Genomic DNA, 16,346 nt, shown 5'->3' with positions numbered 1-16,346 from the left:
GATCCCGAGCCTTGCCTGGCGGCCATTACACAGAATTATCACCCGCGTGTATAATTACACGGGTCCATGATAATTCTGTGTAATTCATGAAGCTGACCGAGCTCTGGCACTTCCCCCGTCCGGACCTGGCCAACGCCTATCTGGCTGCGCTGAATTCGGGAATTCTCGCGTCACTCACTATCTTTGCGCCACGGCGTACGGGCAAAACGGTATTTCTGCGGCAGGATCTGACGCCCGCGGCCCAGCAGATGGGCTACCACGTGGTCTATGCCGATCTTTGGCAAACGCGGCAAACACCCGGCGCTGCACTGCTGCACGCACTGGAAGCGCCAGCGGAGCCCGACACATTCGCGAAGAAGCTGAAAGCGAAGCTGGCGCCGTCGGTCAAGTCGTTGAGGGGCAAGGCCGAAATTGCCGGCACGTCGATAGAAGGCGCGATCGAACTCAACGACGACAAAAAGCGGGCTGCCACAGCCGCTGCCTTGCGGCTCGACGAATTGCTCGGTGAGCTGACCCGGCGCAAGCCCGTGCTGCTGCTCGTCGACGAAGCGCAGTCGCTGGGCAGGAGCGAAGAAGGCGAAGACGTGGCGCGCGCGCTGCGTACGTCGCTGACGAAGTATCGGGACAATCTTCGCGTCGTTTTCACCGGTTCTTCGCGCACGCAGCTCGGACATGTTTTTACGGACACGCGTGCGCCGCTCTATTCAGCCGCCAATCCGCTGCAAGACTTCCCGCTGCTCGACGAAGCGTTCGTGCAATTCGTTGCGAAACGGTTTACGGCCGCTACCTCGCGCAAACTCAACGAGAAAAAGTTGCAGGCGGCGTTCGCGCAGTTTCACCGCCGGCCTGAGCCGCTGCTCGAAGTAGCAATCACGCTAATGATGCAGCCGAGAATGTCCTTCGATACGGCAGTGGCACTGCAGCTCGACAAGCTGGCCGGAGCGGAAGGCCATGAAACCACCTGGGACGGCTTGAGCGCGCTCGAACGCTTGCTGGTTCGGGAGGTTGCGGGCAATCCACTCTTCCGGCCTTTTTCCCGGGAGGCGATGGCAAGCTTCAGAAAGCAACTGGGCATCGAGGCGTTGGGCGCCACGCAGGTTCAACGCGCGCTCGGGCGGCTCGCGTCGAACGGTGTCGTCGTCAAGTCGCCGCGCGACGCATACGAGTTCGAAAACGAGAATTTCGCAAGCTGGGTGCGCAACATGGCCGGGACACCCTGAGCAAAAGAAATTCTTTAGCTCGCCGCAAAAATGTTTGGCTTCCAGCCGTCGGGCGGGCACCGTAGACTGGCTTCGCTACCACGCGAATCAATACAGCCAGGATGCCAGGCACTACCCCCACAACCCTGAAAGTGAGCGTCTGGCGCGGTGCGGACGAAGGCGAGTTTCAGCGCTTCGACGTCCCGCGCATGGAGAGCCAGACGGTTCTCGACGTCGTCATTTATATCCAGCGCCATCTCGACGCGACGCTCTCGTATCGCTTCGCGTGCCGCGTCGGCATGTGCGGCTCGTGCGCGATGACGGTCAACGGCCGCGCGCGCTGGACCTGCCGCACTCATGTGACCAAAGTGCTGCGTCACGCGGACGACGTGCTCGAGATCGCGCCGCTCAATCATCTGCCGGTGGTCAAGGACCTCGCCACCGATATGACCGGTTTCTTCGACAAATGGCGCGACGCGAAGGGCTATTTCGCGGGGCAGCGCACGCGTGCCGAGCCGGCCGCGCGTGTCGATCCGGCTTCGCCCGCACGCAAGGCCGTCGACGCCGGCATTGAATGCATCGGCTGCGGCGTGTGTTATGCGAGCTGCGACGTCGTCGCATGGAATCCTGACTATCTCGGTCCCGCCGCGCTCAACCGCGCATGGACGCTCATCAACGATGTACGCGATACGCAGCAGCAGGCGCGTGTCGCGGCGATATCGAACGATGCGGGCTGCCATTCGTGCCATACGCTCGGCTCATGCACGGAGCGCTGTCCGAAGTCGCTGGCGCCGACCGCGAGCATTGCGGGCCTGAAGCGCCTGAACGGCAAGGCGCCGCAAGGAGCACCTGAATGAAGGCAGCGATGAGCGGCTGGCGCGTACAGCGCATTTCGGCGATGGTGCTCGCGGTCTGCGTGACCGTGCATCTGATCACGATGATCGCTGTTGTGCATGGCGGTCTCTCCGCAGGCGCGATTCTCACGCGGCTGCACGGCAACGTGGTGTGGGGCCTGTTTTATGCCGTATTCGTGCTGGCGGCGGCCGCGCACGTACCGGTCGGCTTGCGGCGCATCGCCGAAGAATGGCTCGGCTGGCGGGGGCCAAGCGTATTCGCAGTCAGCGTGCTGATTGGTCTGATGCTCGCTATCGCGGGCTTGCGCGCGGTTTTCGCGCTGACCGGAGGGCCGCTATGAGCGAACTCGACGCATCGCACGCCAACGGCGCGGCTGCTGCGGGCCGGCGCAAAACCCCGGGGCGTCGTGCCGACGCTCGCGCGCGCAACCATCCCGCATGGTGGGCCTTTCTCGTGCATCGCCTGTCGGGCCTCGCGCTCGCCGTGTTTCTGCCGATGCATTTCTGGGCGCTCGGCACCGCTTTGCACGGCGCCGCGGCATTCGATTCGTTTCTCGCGGTGACGCGTCAGCCCGCGTTCGTGTTCGCGGAATGGGGGCTCGTTACGCTGCTCGCCGCGCATCTGATCGGCGGCGTGCGGCTTCTGCTGATCGAGTACCGGCCGTGGAGCGGCCTGCGCAAGGACCTGATCGCAGCGACCGCGGGCGGCGCGCTCGTGATCGGCCTCGCATTCGCGCTGTCGCTCACGTTATGAGCGCAACCCAAACCCAATCAACAAGACCAGACGTGCCCGCGTTCGAGCGCGATGGAGACCACCCGATGGACATGCAGCAAGTCGAAGAAGTCGCGAAGCAGCTTTACATTCGCGCGTTGAAGCAATTGCCGCCTGACATCAAGGACGGCATCGCGCGCCTCGAACGCACGGAAACCGACGACACCGCGCGCCGCGTGCTAGGCATCATGCGCACGAATATCGGCGTCGCCGAAAGCGAGGACAACCTGCTGTGCCAGGACACGGGCCTACCGATCTACAACGTAACGATCGGCGCCGGACTCGTGCTCGATGGCGTCGCGCTGAAAGAGGCGATTCGTCGCGGCTGCGAACGCGCGACGCGCGAGCATCCGCTGCGCTCGTCGGTCGTGCATCCGTTGACGAGACAGAATGAACAGACGTCGTGCGGCCCGCTGATGCCTGCGATTCATCTCGACTTCGATTCGACCGCCGATACGCTCGTCATCGAAATGATCCCGAAGGGCAGCGGCTCCGAGAACAACTCTTTTCTGAAAATGGCCACGCCCGCCGATGGCATCGACGCGATCAAGCGGTTCGTGATCGACTGCGTGGTCGACGCCGGCGGCAAGACCTGTCCGCCGACGATCGTCGGCGTCGGCGTGGGTGGCACGTCGGATCTGTGCGTATGGCTGGCGAAGCGTGCGGCGACGCGCGCGCTCGGCACGCGCAATGACGATCCGCATGCGGCGGCACTCGAAGATGAACTGTCCGCCGCTGTGAATCAGCTCGGTGTCGGTCCGCAAGGGCTCGGTGGCGATGCAACCGCATTCGCGGTGCATGTCGAACTCGCCGCGACGCACATCACGATGAATCCGGTCGCAGTGAACATGCAATGCCATTCGGCGCGACGCGCGCGTGCGACGTTGACGCGCGGCGAAGTCGAATACGGCTATTGACGATTCATGGCACTGGAACCAGGCGACGCCGGCTGCGAGGAGACCTGATAAATGACGCACCACGTATTGCAAATGCCCGTCACCGAGGCACAAATCCGCGAACTGAAAATCGGCGACATGGTGACGCTGACCGGCACGCTGTTCGGCATTCGCGACGCCACGCAAATCCATATGTTCGATCGCGGCCGCAAGACGCGCTTCGATCTGAACGGCCACGCGGTTATTCACACGGCGCCTAATGTGCGCCGCGTGCCCGTATCGGATGCAAACCCTGCCGGCTACGAGCCGATCTGCATCGGCACCACGACATCGATGCGCATGGAGCGCTTTACCGAGCCGCTGATGGCGCAATACGGCGTGCGCATCGTGATCGGCAAAGGGGGGCTCGCGAAGAGTTCCGCCGATGCGTTCGCGAAGCACGGCGGCGTGTACCTCGCGATTATCGGCGGCACGGCGGCGCTCGAAACGACATGGATCGAGCAGATCGAAGACGTCGATCTCGACGATCTGAACCCCGAATCGTTGTGGCGTTTCAGGATCGGCGAGTTTGGGCCGCTGCTTGTCGCGATGGATAGCCATGGCGGCAGCGTCTACACGACGGTGCAGCAGAACACGCAGTCGCAGCGTGACAAGGTGCTCGCGTCGCTCGGTGTTCGTTCGTAGCCAATATCGTGTTAGCGATAGCCATGCAAGCCGATCGATTCCGGAGCCCTCGCAGATGAAGCAGTACGACACCGACATCCTGATTCTCGGCAGCGGCGGCGCGGGCCTGTTCGCCGCGCTGCACGCGCACGCCGCGGCGCCGCAGTTGCGCATCACGATCGCGGTAAAGGGCCTGCTCGGCAAATGCGGCTGTACGCGCATGGTGCAGGGCGGCTATAACGTGGCGCTTGCGCAAGGCGATTCGATCGAGCGTCATTTCATGGACACGATCGAGGGCGGCAAATGGCTGTCGAACCAGGACCTCGCCTGGACGCTCGTCACGCGCGCGGTCGAACGGATTAACGAGCTCGAAAACGAACTCGGCTGCTTTTTCGACCGCAATCCGGACGGCACGCTGAAGCAGAAGGCATTCGCGGGACAGACCTTTGATCGCACGGTGCACAAGGGCGACCAGACCGGCATCGAGATTATCAACCGGCTTGCGGAACAGGTGTGGGCGCGCGGTATCGCGCGGCTCGAGGAACATCGCGCGGTGGAATTTATCGAAACGCAGTCAGGCGGCGCGCTCGCCGGCGTGCTGATGATCGACATGCGCAGCGGCGAATTCGTATTCGTGCGCGCGAAGGCGGTGCTGCTAGCAACGGGCGGCGGTCCGACCATGTACAAGTACCACACACCGAGCGGCGACAAGAGCTGCGACGGCATGGCGATGGCCATGCGCGCGGGGCTCACGCTGCGCGATATGGAAATGGTGCAGTTCCACCCGACGGGGCTGCTCGCCGGCACGCATACACGCATGACCGGCACCGTGCTCGAAGAAGGTTTGCGCGGCGCGGGCGGTTATCTGCTGACCGGCGACGGCGAGCGCTTCATGCATCGCTACGATCCGCGCGGTGAACGCGCGACGCGCGATATCGTGTCGCGCAGCATTTTTCGCGAACTGCGCGCGGGCAACGCGACGCCGAACGGCGGCGTTTACCTGCGCATGGACCATCTCGGGCCGGACTCAGTGCGGCAGCGCTTCAAGGGCATGGTCGAGCGCTGCGCCGATTGCGGCTTCGATCTCGCGGGCGGTCAGGTCGAAGTCGTGCCGACCGCGCACTACATGATGGGCGGTGTGGAGTTCGCGGCCGATTGCTCGACGACGCTGTCGGGCCTTTTTGTCGCTGGTGAAGATGCGGGCGGCGTGCATGGTGCGAATCGCCTCGGCGGCAACGGCGTCGCGAATTCGACCGTGTTCGGCGGCATTGCCGGTGAAACGCTCGCGCAATGGGTGCCGCGGTTCGGGCACCACGAGGCAGCGGACCGCGAACAGATCGAGCGTGCGGTCGAACGATGCAGCGCGCCGCTCACGCGCAAGCCCGATGGCGACCTCGAAGCAATCCGCGAAACGCTCTACGACCTGATGTGGAACGACGTCGGCATTCTGCGCGATGCGCAGGGTCTCGAGCGCGCACGCAATGCCTTGCTCGATATCGAGGCGCGTCTCGATCGCACGGGCGTCGACAGCCGTGACTTGCGGTTCAATCTGTCGTGGCACGACTGGTTGAATCTGCAGAATCTCACGCTTGTGAGCCGCGCGATCACCGAATCGGCGTTGCTGCGCGAAAACTCGCGCGGCGCGCATTTCCGCGAAGATTTCCCCGATGCGGGCGATCTTGAGACATCCGAATATATGTGCCTGCGCATGCTCGACGACGGCGCGCTCGAAACGACGCGCCGCCGCGTGCAGTTCACGCGCGTGCGGCCAGGTCAGTCGCTTCTCGACGACGCTGATGCGCCTAACGGAGCACCCAGCACCACGTCGACACCGGTCACGCCGACGGACGCGGCACCCGCGCCGCGCGAACCGGTCGCGGCCGGCTCATCGGTGCCGCCGGTGAAATGACGCTTGACCGCGTCTGTGAACGCTTCGCGGTCGTGCTCGCGGCGTTCCAGCAAACCGACCCGGCGCGGCGCGATACGCTCGGGCAGCGCGATGACGCGCAGGCCCGACTCCGTATTCCAGTTTGCATTCGCCAGACGCGGCACGATCGAGACGCCGAAGCCGCGCTTCACCATCTCGCAGATCGCTTCGAGCGAATTCAATTCCATGATGTCATGCACCGAAGCGCCGAGCCCCTGCAAGGCCTCTTCGATCAGAATGCCGGTCCACGTCTGCCGGTCGAACCGGATATACGGCTCCTGCAATAGCGCGTCGACGTCGGTGCGTGGATCTTCAGTTGAGGTAATGAGCACCATCGGCTCGCTGTAGAGCGCGGTCCATTTAAGCGTCGGCGGGAATCCGGCCGGCGATCGCGTAACGATGGCGGCATCGAGTTCGCCGCTTTCGACGCGTGTCGCGAAATCGCTCGACAGCCCTGTAAAAAGCTTGAGCTCGAGCCGCGGATAGCGGCGCTTCAGGTTCAGCATCGCATCGGCGAACGCGCCCATTAGCGACGAAACCAGCGCACCGACACGCACGACGCCGGCCACTTCGTCGCGCTCGCCGGCCGCGAGAATCTTGCGATAGTTCGCGACGAGCGTTTCGGCAAGCGGCAAGATCGTACGGCCCTGCTCGCTGAGCGAAACGGAGCGCGGCGTGCGTTCGAACAGCACCATGTCCAGATCGCGTTCGAGCGAACGCATCTGTTGGCTCACGGCGGCTTGCGTAAGACACACCTCGTCGGCGGCGGCGGCGAATGAGCCGTGCCGCGCAACCGAGAGAAACGTGACGAAATAGCGAATCGCACTCATGGCGGGTTCTCCGCGGACTGACCGCCGATGCGGCCTGGGCTGACGCGAGCGGCTAGCGCAAGGCGTGGACGAGCGATGTGCCGAGCAGCACCGTACCCGATGCAAACAGCAGCGCGAGCAGCACGCGTTTGAATGCCGTATCGGAGATACGCACGTACAGACGCGAACCGAGCCACGCGAAAATTAACGTGGACGGCACCATCCACGCGAACAGCGTGAGCGTTTGCCGGTCGATGAGGCCGGTCAGCGCATACATGACGAGCGTCAGCGACTGCATGGCGATAAAAAAACTTTGGCAGATCGCGCGCTGCAAATCCTTGTGATGGCCGCGCAGCATGCACCAGACGGTCGGCGCCGGGCCCACGAGACCCGCGATGCCACCGAGTATGCCGCCGATCACGCCGATGCCGCCATCGGCCCATGCGCCGCCCGCCGTCACCCTCGGCAGATTCTTCGCCGCGAGCATCACACCGCAATAGACGATCAGCAGCAGCCCGACGCCGATACGGAACCCGGTCGGATTGATGATCGGCAGCAGCGCGGCGCCGATCGGCACGCCGATCAATCCGCCTGCGATAAACGGCCCGATTACTTTGGGGCGAATCTGGCCGCGCACGGTGCCGACGGTCAGCACCTGGCCGGCCAGCGAGCCCACCACGAGCATCGGACCGATTGCTTGCGGCGGCAGCGTCCACGCCCAGAACACCATCGCCACGAGGCCGAACGCAAAGCCGGCGAGACCCGATACGAAGCCCGCAACCGCGCTGCCGCCGATGACGAGCAACGCGAGCTGCGTGCTCAACGTTTTCGCTCCTCGACGGTGCGCGGCGCGAATACGTCGCGCGCGGCAAAGCTCCCACGCGTTTTCGGTATCGAAATGCCGCTCACGCTGCTGCTCACGACTGCATGCCCCAACGCTGCACCGTATGCCGTTCGAGCGTGCGGAAGATCAGGTTTTCGACGGCGAGGCCGATCAGAATGACCGTGAACAGTCCGGCGAACACATTCGCGATATCGAGCAGGTTCTTGTTCTCGTAGATAAACCAGCCGAGGCCGCCCGAACCGGAGCTGACGCCGAACACGAGTTCCGCGGCGATCAGCGTGCGCCATGCAAACGCCCAGCCGATCTTCAGGCCCGTGAGAATGCTCGGGAACGCGGCGGGCACGAGAATCTTCGTCACATAGCGGCCGCCCCGCAGGCCGTAGTTGCGCCCGACCATCTTCAGCGTATTGCTGACCGACAGAAAGCCCGAATGCGTATTCAATGCGACAGACCACGTCACCGAATGCACGAGCACGAAAATCAGGCTGCCGTTGCCGAGACCGAACCAGATCAGCGCAAGCGGCAACAGCGCGATCGCGGGCAATGGGTTCAGCATCGACGTCATGGTTTCGAGAAAATCCGTGCCGATGCGCGATGTGATCGCCGCCGCGGTCAACACCGCGGCGAGCACGATGCCGGCCGCGTAGCCCATCAGCAGCACATGAATCGACGCCCACGCCTTGCCGGGCAGCTCGCCGCTCGCGATGCTCGTAACGAATGCTTCGACCGTCGCGCTAAAAGTCGGGAACAGTAGCGCGTTATTGAGGATGCGCCCATACACTTCCCAGACGATCGCGAGAAACGCGAGAATCACGAACTTGCGAATCCATCCTTGGTTGTAGAGCCGCTCGAACGTCGACAGCGGCTTTTCGACGACGCTGAACTGATGCGTGTCGCTGGTCTCGCGCACGATCTCTTCACGCGGCGCGGATGCGAGGCCGGCCGCGGTGTCGCGCGCCGTTTCAGGGGGAAAAGCAGTGGCGGATGCGGCGCCCCGGATAGTACCGTTAGACATTCTCGGCCTCTTCGATCTCGTCTTCGAACAGCATGTGCTGGATGCGCTTTTCAAGCGCGACTGCGGCTTCGCCCGATACGGCCGTGTTGAGCTCGGCCTTCACCTGGCCCGGATGCGGCGACAGCAGCAGAATGCGGCTGCCGACCTTGATCGCTTCCGGAATCGAGTGCGTGACGAACAGCACCGTGAAGCGCGTTTCCTGCCATAGCGCGAGCAGCTCGTCCTGCATCTTGCGGCGCGTTAGCGCATCGAGTGCCGCGAACGGTTCGTCCATCAGCAGAATGTCGGGTTCCATCGCCATGCCGCGCGCAATCGCGACGCGCTGCTTCATGCCGCCCGACAGCGTATGCGGGTAACTATCGGCGAATTTCGTCAGGTTGACCTTGTCGATATAGTGCATCGCGCGCTGTTCCGCTTCGCGCGCATTGAGGCGCCGCGACGACAGCAGCGGAAACATCACGTTCTGCTTGACGGTTTTCCACGGCAGCAGCTGGTCGAATTCCTGAAACACCATCATGCGGTCGGGGCCGGGCTTCGTGATGGTCTTGCCCTTCAGCGTGATCGAGCCTTCGGTGGGCGGCAGATAGCCGCCGACGCTCTTCAGCAAGGTCGACTTGCCGCAACCCGACGGGCCGAGCAGCACGAAACGGTCGCCCTGGAACACCTGGAAGTCGACGCGATAGGTCGCCATCACGAGGTGCTTGCGTGTCTTGTATTGCAGCGTGACGCCCTTTACGTCGAGCAGCGGCGCGTCGCCCGGCGCGTGTCCCGACGAAGACGCACCGCTGGAATTACGCATCGAATACATGGTCAGCTCCCTTGCTGCGATTGCGCGGTCGGAAAGAACAGGTCTTTCCACGTTGCCGGCTTCGTCTTGATGAGGCCGGTGCGCGCCATGAAGTCCGCGTATTTGACCGTGTTTTGCGGGACCGTCGTGAACTGCACGTCAGGCGCCGAAATCATCTTCTCGATGTCGTCGACGCTGCTCTTGTCCTTGCTGATGCGTAGATAAGCGAGCGCGGCGGCGTGCTTGTCCTTGTTGATCGACGCTTCCGCTTCATCGAGCGCGGCCATGAATGCCTGCACGAGCTTCGGGTTCTGCTGATAAAACTTCGATGTGCACCAGACGAGATTGAAGGTCGACTTGCCGCCGAGCACATCGTACGAATTCAGCACCGTATGCACGTTCTGGTGCGTGAGTTCCTGCTCCTGAAACGGCGGAGAGCCGAAATGCGCGGTCACTTCGCTGCTGCCCGAGAGCAACGCCTGCTGCGCATCCGGGTGCGACAGCGACACCGTGTATTTGTCGAGCTGCCCCTGGTTGCCGGCACCGAAGGCCTTTTCCGCCGCCATTTGCAGCGTGATCGCCTGAATCGATACCTTGGCGGCCGGCAGCGCGATCTTGTCCTTACCGGAGAAGTCCTTCACGGTTTTCACCGCGGAGTTTGTCGTGTTCAGCAGCAGCGGCATCGAATTGATTGCGGCGAGCGCCTTCACTTCGAGCGGCGTGCCGTGTGTGCGCGACCACAGCAGCACGAGCGGCGCGACGCCGCCCGAGGCGATCTGCAGCGAATCGGACAGCAGCGCGTCGTTCATCACGTTGCCGCCCGCGAATTCGACCCACGATACCTTCAGATTGGGAATGCCGAGTTGCGCGGCATGTTTTTCCAGCAGTTTCTGGTCTTGCATCAGCATCAGCGGCAAATAACTGACGCCGTACTGGCGCGCAATCTTGATCTCTGTCATGTCGGCGCGGGCGACAGTGCAGACAAACAGCGCGGCCAGCGCGGAAAGTACGACGGCGACTTTGCGAAAGCTCATTGCTCGACACTCCTTGCGAGAGGAACGGCACGGCGAATCGTTAGAAAAGTTTCCGGGGACGGAGCGGCGCAGTATGAGTCGCCAATATTAAGGATTCGTTGCGGCGCGACGGGAAGTCGGACGACGGAAGGGATGGACCGCTTCGGAGCTTCGTAAAAGCAGGGAGATATGCATTGTGAGGGTCTCCTGATAGTTGGCGGTGAGTACGCGAGTGCGGACCCCAGCTTTATGATTTACATCATCTGTATGAGTAGCGAGTGTAGGTGATCGTTTCGCCGATTGCAAATTACCAGAATACGAAGACGAATACGGGGTCACGACGCTTCGTCGTGCGACGCTGACGCACCCACATATTCGTAGTGCTCGGTATTCACGTGCGAGATGCGCACCTCGACGGGCACGTGATGATACGAGTACGCGACGCGCCGGATCTCGAGAATCGGCGCGCCCGCTTCGACGCCGAGCAAGCCGCTTTCCACCTCGTCGGCCAGCGCGATGCGCACGCGTTCGTCGGTGCCCACGACGTTGATGTGAAACACGTCCTGGTAGAGGTTGTAGAGCGTGCTTTCCCGCTCGCGCAGCGTCGCTTCGCTGAGTCCCGGAAAACGCGACTCCGGCACTGTGATGTTCTCGGTCATCACTTTTTGGCCGTGCAGCGCGAGCTGGTTCAGGAACGTGAAAACGCGCGCGCCAGTTTCGATATTGAGCAGCGCGGCGACGTCGCGCGTTGCTTTCGCCTTCCTGAACGATACGAGGCTCACGGTCGGATAGGTCTTGTCGCCGTCTGCGCGCACGACGCGGAAAAAGCGGAAGAAATGACGGTCGCGCTGGTGTTGCGCCACGAAGGTGCCGAGCCCCTGATGGCGCACGAGGATATTGTCCGCGACCAGTTCGTCGATCGCCTTGCGCAACGTGCCGATTGACACGCCGAAGCGCTCGGCGAGGCGCTTTTCGGAAGGGATTGTCTCGCCGCCCTTCCATTCGTGCGCCGATAGCGCCGCGAGCATCGCATTTTTCACTTCCTTGTAGCGCGTGCCGCCGATGGCGGGAGTCGTGCTGATGATGGTCGGCGTGTTCATGGCTGGTGCCCCTTGTCCCTTTTCTCGCAGCATGCCGGCATGCAATCTCTTCGTCAGGCTTTGACAGAAATTCTACTTCATCTGGCTCATTGAACACATATAGATGATATGGTTGACATAGGCAATGTCGCCGCCTAAGATAATTTCCACGGCGACACAATGAGCCGACCAACCAACCACCCGTGGAGACATACCAATGAGCAACACCGAAGCAGGTGCGGCAAAGGCATCGCAAAGAACGATTCACATCGTGCTGCATGAATCGAAGGACACCGTTGGCGTTGCGGTGGTGGAAGGCATCAAGGCAGGCACGCAACTGAATGCGTGGATCATGGACGATGACGAAATCGTTACGGTGTCCGCGAAGCAGGACATTCCGATCGGCCACAAAGTCGCGCTGAAGGACATGGCCGTCGGCGACACGGTGTTCAAGTACGGCGTCGATATCGGCAAGGTCGTCGCGCCGATCAAGGCGGGCGAGCACGCTCACGTGCACAACATCAAGACGAAGCGCTGGTAAACCCCGAGCCTCGACGGCCGGTTACCCACTTCGCATCGTCCCAGCATCGTCCCTACATCCAAGACATCGAGACACATCATGAGCGTGATTGACAAGAACACCACTTTCCGCGGCTATCGTCGCGACAACGGCCGCGTCGGCGTGCGCAACCATGTGATCATCCTGCCGGTCGACGATCTGTCGAATGCCGCGGCGCTGGCGGTCGAAAACAACATCAAGGGCACGATGGCGCTGCCGCATCCGTACGGCCGCCTGCAATTCGGCGCCGACCTCGACCTGCATTTCCGCACGCTGATCGGCGCGGGCTGCAATCCGAACGTCGCAGCGGTCGTCGTGATCGGCATCGAGGAAGGCTGGACCAAGCGCGTGGTCGACGGCATCGCGAAGTCGGGCAAGCCGGTGATGGGCTTCGGCATCGAACTGCATGGCGATCACGACACGATCATGCGCGCCTCGAAGGCCGCCAAGGAGATGGTGCAGTACGCCACGTCGCTCGATCGCGTCGAGTGCCCGATCGGCGACCTGTGGGTGTCGACGAAGTGCGGCGAGTCGGATACGACGTCCGGTTGCGGCGCGAACCCGACGGTCGGCAACGCCTTCGACAAGCTGTACGGCCTTGGCACGACGCTCGTGTTCGGCGAGACGTCGGAGCTGACGGGCGGCGAGCAGATCGTCGCGGCGCGCTGCGCGAACGACAAGGTGCGCGAGCGCTTCCAGTTCATGTTCGATCGCTATCAGGACATGATCAACCGCTGGAAGACCGACGACCTCTCCGAATCGCAGCCGACCAAGGGCAATATCGCGGGCGGCCTCACGACGATCGAAGAAAAGGCGCTCGGCAACATCCAGAAGATCGGCAAAAAGTGTGTGATCGACGGCGTGCTCGACAAGGCCGAAGAACCGACGCATTCGGGCCTGTGGTTTATGGATTCGTCGTCGGCCGCCGCGGAAATGGTCACGCTGTGTGCAGCCTCGGGCTTCGCCGTGCACTTCTTCCCGACCGGTCAGGGCAACGTGATCGGCAACCCGATCGTGCCCGTCATCAAGATCTGCGCGAATCCGCGCACTGTGCGCACGATGAGCGAGCATATCGACGTCGATGTGTCGGGCCTGCTGCAGCGCGAGCAGAACCTCGACCAGGCCGGCGACAAGCTGCTCGAATCGATGATGGCCACGATCAACGGCCGCTTCACGTCCGCTGAAGCGCTCGGCCATCGCGAGTTCGTGCTGACGCGTCTGTTCGAAAGCGCCTGATCGAAAGCGGCTGATCGGCGCAATTCCGGCAGATAAGCCGATCAGCCGTTAAGCCCCAAGGCACGGCCGAAAGCACCGCGTTACGGCACACGCGCGGGAGCACTCCGCTCCCGCGTGCGGCGCCGCACATGCATTGTTCGCGCAACGCGCAGTTCCTCATAACGCACAAGGGCAGGCAGACGCATATCAAGCCCGGCACGCGTCGCGCAGCATTGTTCCATTTCCAGCAGAGCAGCAGCGAGTGGAGGAGACACCATCTTGCGCGTGCTACGACATCTCTACGTGCAGGTCCTGATCGGACTTGCCGCCGGCATTCTCGTCGGTCACTTCACGCCGGACTTCGGCGTGCAAATGAAGCCGTTCGGCGACACCTTCATCCGCCTCATCAAGATGCTGATCACGCTGGTGATCTTTTGCACCGTGTCGGTCGGCATCGCGCGGATGGAGTCGTTGAAATCGGTGGGCCGGGTCGGCCTGAAGACCATCGTTTACTTCGAAATCGTCACGACCGTCGCGCTCGTGATCGGGCTCGTGGTTGCGAATGTGCTGCATCCGGGCGCGGGTCTGAACATCGATCCGAAGACGCTCGATCCGCAAGCAGTCGGACGTTACGTGACCGAAGTGCACAATCAGGCATCGACGAATTTCCTCGAGCAGATCGTGCCGAACTCGGTGGTCGGCGCGTTCGCGCGCGGCGATCTCCTGCAAGTGTTGCTGTTCTCAGTGCTGTTCGGCATTGCGCTTTCGCTCGGCTCGCGCCGCAGCCGTTTTCTGATGCGCGTGATCGAGCAGACCAGCGACACGCTGATGAGCATCGTCGAGATGATCATGCGGCTCGCGCCGCTTGGCGCATTCGGCGCGATGGCATTCACGGTCGGCAAGTACGGCATCACGACGCTGCAGCAGCTTGGCTTGCTGATCGTGTGCTTCTACGTGACGAGCATTCTGTTTATCGTGCTCGTGCTCGGCACGATCTGCCGCTGGGCCGGTGTCGGCTTGTGGCCGCTGCTCAAGTATCTGCGCGAGGAGCTGCTGATCGTGCTCGGCACGTCGACGACCGAATCGGTGCTGCCGCGGCTCATGGAAAAGCTCGAGCGCCTCGGCTGCCCGAAGACGGTGGTCGGTCTTGTGCTGCCGACCGGCTACTCGTTCAATCTCGACGGCGCGGCGATCTATCTGACCATGACGTCGCTCTTTATCGCGCAGGCCACGAACACGCATCTCACGCTATGGCAGCAGCTCGGCCTGCTCGCGGTGCTGATGCTGACGTCGAAGGGCGGCGCCGGTGTGGCGGGCGCCGCGCTGGTTGCGCTTACCGCTACACTGTCGACGCACAATATCATTCCCGTGGCGGGCATCACGCTGATTCTGGGCATCGACCGCGTGCTCAACGAAGTGCGCGCGATCGTGAACATGATCGGCAACGCGGTGGCGACGATTGTGGTGGCACGCTGGGAAGGCGCATTCGACGCGCGCGCCGCGCGCGAGTTTCTCGCGGCGCCGCCGCAAGACGTACTGCGCGACGAGCCGCAAACTCAAACGGGCGAGACCGAAGGCGGTGCGCCGCCGGCCTTCGCGCGCGAACATTCGAACTGACAGGGCGGGGCGTTGCGGCCGGTTGCGGCGCGTCCCGGCCGCAACAACGTGAAAAAAGGAATGCTGCTATGACGCGTGTTTCACCCGATGCCCTGCTTGCGCTTGCAACGAGCGCCGTCGAACGCACGGGCGCGCCGCATGAAACGGCGGTTGCGACGGCGCGCGCGCTCGTCTATGCGGACGAACGCGGCCTGTCGTCGCACGGCGTCGCGAGGTTGCCGATGTATATCTCGCAACTGCGCAACGGTCGCGTCGATCCGCATGCGCGGCCCACGGTCATCGCATCGCGCAATGCGGCCGTGCTGGTCGATGCCGCCGACGGCATGGCCTTTCCCGCTTGCGCGCTTGCCGTCGAAACGCTGATCGCGCGCGCACGCGAACACGGCAGCGCGGTCGCGAGCGTGACGCGCAGCCATCACTTCGGCGTCGGCGCGTATCACCTCGAAGCGCTCGGCAAAGCGGGGCTCGTCGGACTCGCATTCAGCAATTCGCCGGGCGCGATGCCGGCGTGGGGCGGGCGTCATCCGCTGTTCGGCACCAATCCGATTGCGGCGGTGTTTCCGCGCCGTAGCGGCGAGCCGCTGATGATCGACCTGTCGCTCTCGCAGGCGGCGCGCGGCAAGATCATGATCGCCGCGCGCGAAGGCAAGCCGATTCCCGAAGGCTGGGCAACCACGCGCGACGGCACGCCGACCACCGATGCGAAGGCCGCGCTCGACGGCATGGTGCTGCCGTTCGGCGGCGCGAAGGGAGCCATGCTTGCGTTGATGGTCGAACTGCTCGCGGCGGCGCTCGCGGGTGCGAATTTCGGCTACGAAGCAGGCTCGTTTCTGACCGAGGAAGGCGAGCGTTCGCGCATCGGCCATCTGTTCTGGGCGGTCGATCCGGGCGCGCTCACCGGCAACGACATGTACCTGTCGCGCGTCGAGGCGCTGATCGAAAGCCTGTTGCAGGATCCGGATGTGCGTCTGCCTGGGCAGCGCCGTCATGGTCTTGCGGATGCGGCAGGCCGCGACGGTATCGAGATTCCGGATTCGTTGCTCGCGCAACTTCAGACGCTGGCGAACTAGCGCAGGAGCTGCTCCGCCAACACCGGC

General features: G+C 63.0%; 16 protein-coding genes and 1 pseudogene. 11 read left to right on the top strand and 6 right to left on the bottom strand.

The features are described from left to right. The first annotated feature begins 86 nt into the window (after nt 1-86). The 7 genes from KZJ38_RS22710 to KZJ38_RS22680 all read left to right on the top strand — a co-directional run bounded on the left by KZJ38_RS22710 (nt 87) and on the right by KZJ38_RS22680 (nt 6,293). Complete coding sequence (locus KZJ38_RS22710; protein ID WP_219801958.1) at nt 87-1,220, top strand: ATP-binding protein; 1,134 nt, start codon at nt 87-89, stop codon at nt 1,218-1,220. A gap of 101 nt (nt 1,221-1,321) precedes the next feature. Continuing rightward, nucleotides 1,322-2,056: a succinate dehydrogenase/fumarate reductase iron-sulfur subunit gene (locus tag KZJ38_RS22705; protein ID WP_219801957.1), complete on the top strand. Its 735-nt coding sequence runs from the start codon at nt 1,322-1,324 to the stop codon at nt 2,054-2,056. Next, on the top strand, nt 2,053-2,394 hold the full coding sequence (locus KZJ38_RS22700; RefSeq protein ID WP_246641950.1) for a succinate dehydrogenase/fumarate reductase transmembrane subunit: 342 nt from the start codon (nt 2,053-2,055) through the stop codon (nt 2,392-2,394). The genes KZJ38_RS22705 and KZJ38_RS22700 overlap by 4 nt, the downstream gene beginning before the upstream one ends. Continuing rightward, complete coding sequence (gene sdhC, locus KZJ38_RS22695) at nt 2,391-2,807, top strand: succinate dehydrogenase, cytochrome b556 subunit (protein ID WP_219801956.1); 417 nt, start codon at nt 2,391-2,393, stop codon at nt 2,805-2,807. The genes KZJ38_RS22700 and sdhC overlap by 4 nt, the downstream gene beginning before the upstream one ends. 65 nt (nt 2,808-2,872) lie before the next feature. Then, nucleotides 2,873-3,742, top strand: coding sequence for a fumarate hydratase (locus tag KZJ38_RS22690; protein WP_219801955.1), 870 nt, complete (start codon nt 2,873-2,875; stop codon nt 3,740-3,742). A 51-nt stretch (nt 3,743-3,793) separates the two neighbouring features. Next, nucleotides 3,794-4,405 (top strand): FumA C-terminus/TtdB family hydratase beta subunit, encoded by a 612-nt coding sequence (locus tag KZJ38_RS22685; protein WP_219801954.1) that lies wholly within the window; start codon nt 3,794-3,796, stop codon nt 4,403-4,405. Between the two features lie 55 nt (nt 4,406-4,460). Further along, complete coding sequence (locus KZJ38_RS22680) at nt 4,461-6,293, top strand: L-aspartate oxidase (protein ID WP_219801953.1); 1,833 nt, start codon at nt 4,461-4,463, stop codon at nt 6,291-6,293. Nucleotides 6,294-6,367: 74 nt separating this feature from the next. On the opposite strand, the pseudogene KZJ38_RS36700 reads toward KZJ38_RS22680, so the two are convergent. From KZJ38_RS36700 to KZJ38_RS22655, 6 genes and pseudogenes are all read right to left on the bottom strand, one after another. Beyond that, nucleotides 6,368-7,141, bottom strand: a pseudogene (locus tag KZJ38_RS36700) (LysR substrate-binding domain-containing protein); the annotation flags it as partial. A 52-nt stretch (nt 7,142-7,193) separates the two neighbouring features. Next, entirely contained in the window at nt 7,194-7,943 is a 750-nt protein-coding gene (locus KZJ38_RS22675; protein WP_219801952.1) for a sulfite exporter TauE/SafE family protein, read from the bottom strand. Between the two features lie 94 nt (nt 7,944-8,037). Then, nucleotides 8,038-8,979 carry an ABC transporter permease gene (locus KZJ38_RS22670; RefSeq protein ID WP_219801951.1) on the bottom strand — a complete coding sequence of 314 codons (942 nt, stop codon included), beginning with the start codon at nt 8,977-8,979 and terminating at the stop codon, nt 8,038-8,040. Then, nucleotides 8,972-9,778: an ABC transporter ATP-binding protein gene (locus KZJ38_RS22665; protein WP_219803565.1), complete on the bottom strand. Its 807-nt coding sequence runs from the start codon at nt 9,776-9,778 to the stop codon at nt 8,972-8,974. Before KZJ38_RS22665 ends, KZJ38_RS22670 begins: the two co-directional genes overlap by 8 nt. Before the next feature lie 11 nt (nt 9,779-9,789). After that, on the bottom strand, nt 9,790-10,800 hold the full coding sequence (locus KZJ38_RS22660; protein ID WP_219801950.1) for an ABC transporter substrate-binding protein: 1,011 nt from the start codon (nt 10,798-10,800) through the stop codon (nt 9,790-9,792). 314 nt (nt 10,801-11,114) lie between these two features. Next, entirely contained in the window at nt 11,115-11,879 is a 765-nt protein-coding gene (locus KZJ38_RS22655; RefSeq protein ID WP_219801949.1) for a GntR family transcriptional regulator, read from the bottom strand. A 196-nt stretch (nt 11,880-12,075) separates the two neighbouring features. Between KZJ38_RS22655 and KZJ38_RS22650 the strand changes: the two genes are divergently transcribed. The 4 genes from KZJ38_RS22650 (at nt 12,076) to KZJ38_RS22635 (ending at nt 16,319) form a co-directional block, all read left to right on the top strand. Further along, nucleotides 12,076-12,399: a UxaA family hydrolase gene (locus KZJ38_RS22650; RefSeq protein ID WP_219801948.1), complete on the top strand. Its 324-nt coding sequence runs from the start codon at nt 12,076-12,078 to the stop codon at nt 12,397-12,399. A 78-nt stretch (nt 12,400-12,477) separates the two neighbouring features. Further along, entirely contained in the window at nt 12,478-13,653 is a 1,176-nt protein-coding gene (locus KZJ38_RS22645) for a UxaA family hydrolase (RefSeq protein WP_219801947.1), read from the top strand. Between the two features lie 258 nt (nt 13,654-13,911). Then, nucleotides 13,912-15,249, top strand: a complete 1,338-nt coding sequence (gene dctA, locus KZJ38_RS22640; protein ID WP_219801946.1) for a C4-dicarboxylate transporter DctA — start codon at nt 13,912-13,914, stop codon at nt 15,247-15,249. Nucleotides 15,250-15,317: 68 nt separating this feature from the next. Beyond that, on the top strand, nt 15,318-16,319 hold the full coding sequence (locus KZJ38_RS22635; protein WP_219801945.1) for an Ldh family oxidoreductase: 1,002 nt from the start codon (nt 15,318-15,320) through the stop codon (nt 16,317-16,319). Nucleotides 16,320-16,346: the final 27 nt, after the last annotated feature.

The organism is Paraburkholderia edwinii (assembly GCF_019428685.1).
Taxonomy (GTDB): Bacteria; Pseudomonadota; Gammaproteobacteria; order Burkholderiales; family Burkholderiaceae; genus Paraburkholderia; species Paraburkholderia edwinii.
The sequence above is the reverse complement of the archived record's forward strand: the minus strand, read 5'-3'. Positions and strand labels throughout refer to the sequence as shown.

What these genes read in the sequence shown, in the direction of transcription:
- KZJ38_RS22645 (WP_219801947.1), top strand. Translation starts at nt 12,478, where the DNA reads ATGAGCGTGATTGACAAGAACACCACTTTCCGCGGCTATCGTCGCGAC.
- KZJ38_RS22660 (WP_219801950.1), bottom strand. Translation starts at nt 10,800, where the DNA reads ATGAGCTTTCGCAAAGTCGCCGTCGTACTTTCCGCGCTGGCCGCGCTG.
- KZJ38_RS22685 (WP_219801954.1), top strand. Translation starts at nt 3,794, where the DNA reads ATGACGCACCACGTATTGCAAATGCCCGTCACCGAGGCACAAATCCGC.
- KZJ38_RS22655 (WP_219801949.1), bottom strand. Translation starts at nt 11,879, where the DNA reads ATGAACACGCCGACCATCATCAGCACGACTCCCGCCATCGGCGGCACG.
- KZJ38_RS22650 (WP_219801948.1), top strand. Translation starts at nt 12,076, where the DNA reads ATGAGCAACACCGAAGCAGGTGCGGCAAAGGCATCGCAAAGAACGATT.
- KZJ38_RS22670 (WP_219801951.1), bottom strand. Translation starts at nt 8,979, where the DNA reads ATGTCTAACGGTACTATCCGGGGCGCCGCATCCGCCACTGCTTTTCCC.
- KZJ38_RS22710 (WP_219801958.1), top strand. Translation starts at nt 87, where the DNA reads ATGAAGCTGACCGAGCTCTGGCACTTCCCCCGTCCGGACCTGGCCAAC.
- KZJ38_RS22705 (WP_219801957.1), top strand. Translation starts at nt 1,322, where the DNA reads ATGCCAGGCACTACCCCCACAACCCTGAAAGTGAGCGTCTGGCGCGGT.
- KZJ38_RS22680 (WP_219801953.1), top strand. Translation starts at nt 4,461, where the DNA reads ATGAAGCAGTACGACACCGACATCCTGATTCTCGGCAGCGGCGGCGCG.
- KZJ38_RS22665 (WP_219803565.1), bottom strand. Translation starts at nt 9,778, where the DNA reads ATGCGTAATTCCAGCGGTGCGTCTTCGTCGGGACACGCGCCGGGCGAC.
- KZJ38_RS22635 (WP_219801945.1), top strand. Translation starts at nt 15,318, where the DNA reads ATGACGCGTGTTTCACCCGATGCCCTGCTTGCGCTTGCAACGAGCGCC.
- KZJ38_RS22690 (WP_219801955.1), top strand. Translation starts at nt 2,873, where the DNA reads ATGGACATGCAGCAAGTCGAAGAAGTCGCGAAGCAGCTTTACATTCGC.
- KZJ38_RS22700 (WP_246641950.1), top strand. Translation starts at nt 2,053, where the DNA reads ATGAAGGCAGCGATGAGCGGCTGGCGCGTACAGCGCATTTCGGCGATG.
- sdhC (WP_219801956.1), top strand. Translation starts at nt 2,391, where the DNA reads ATGAGCGAACTCGACGCATCGCACGCCAACGGCGCGGCTGCTGCGGGC.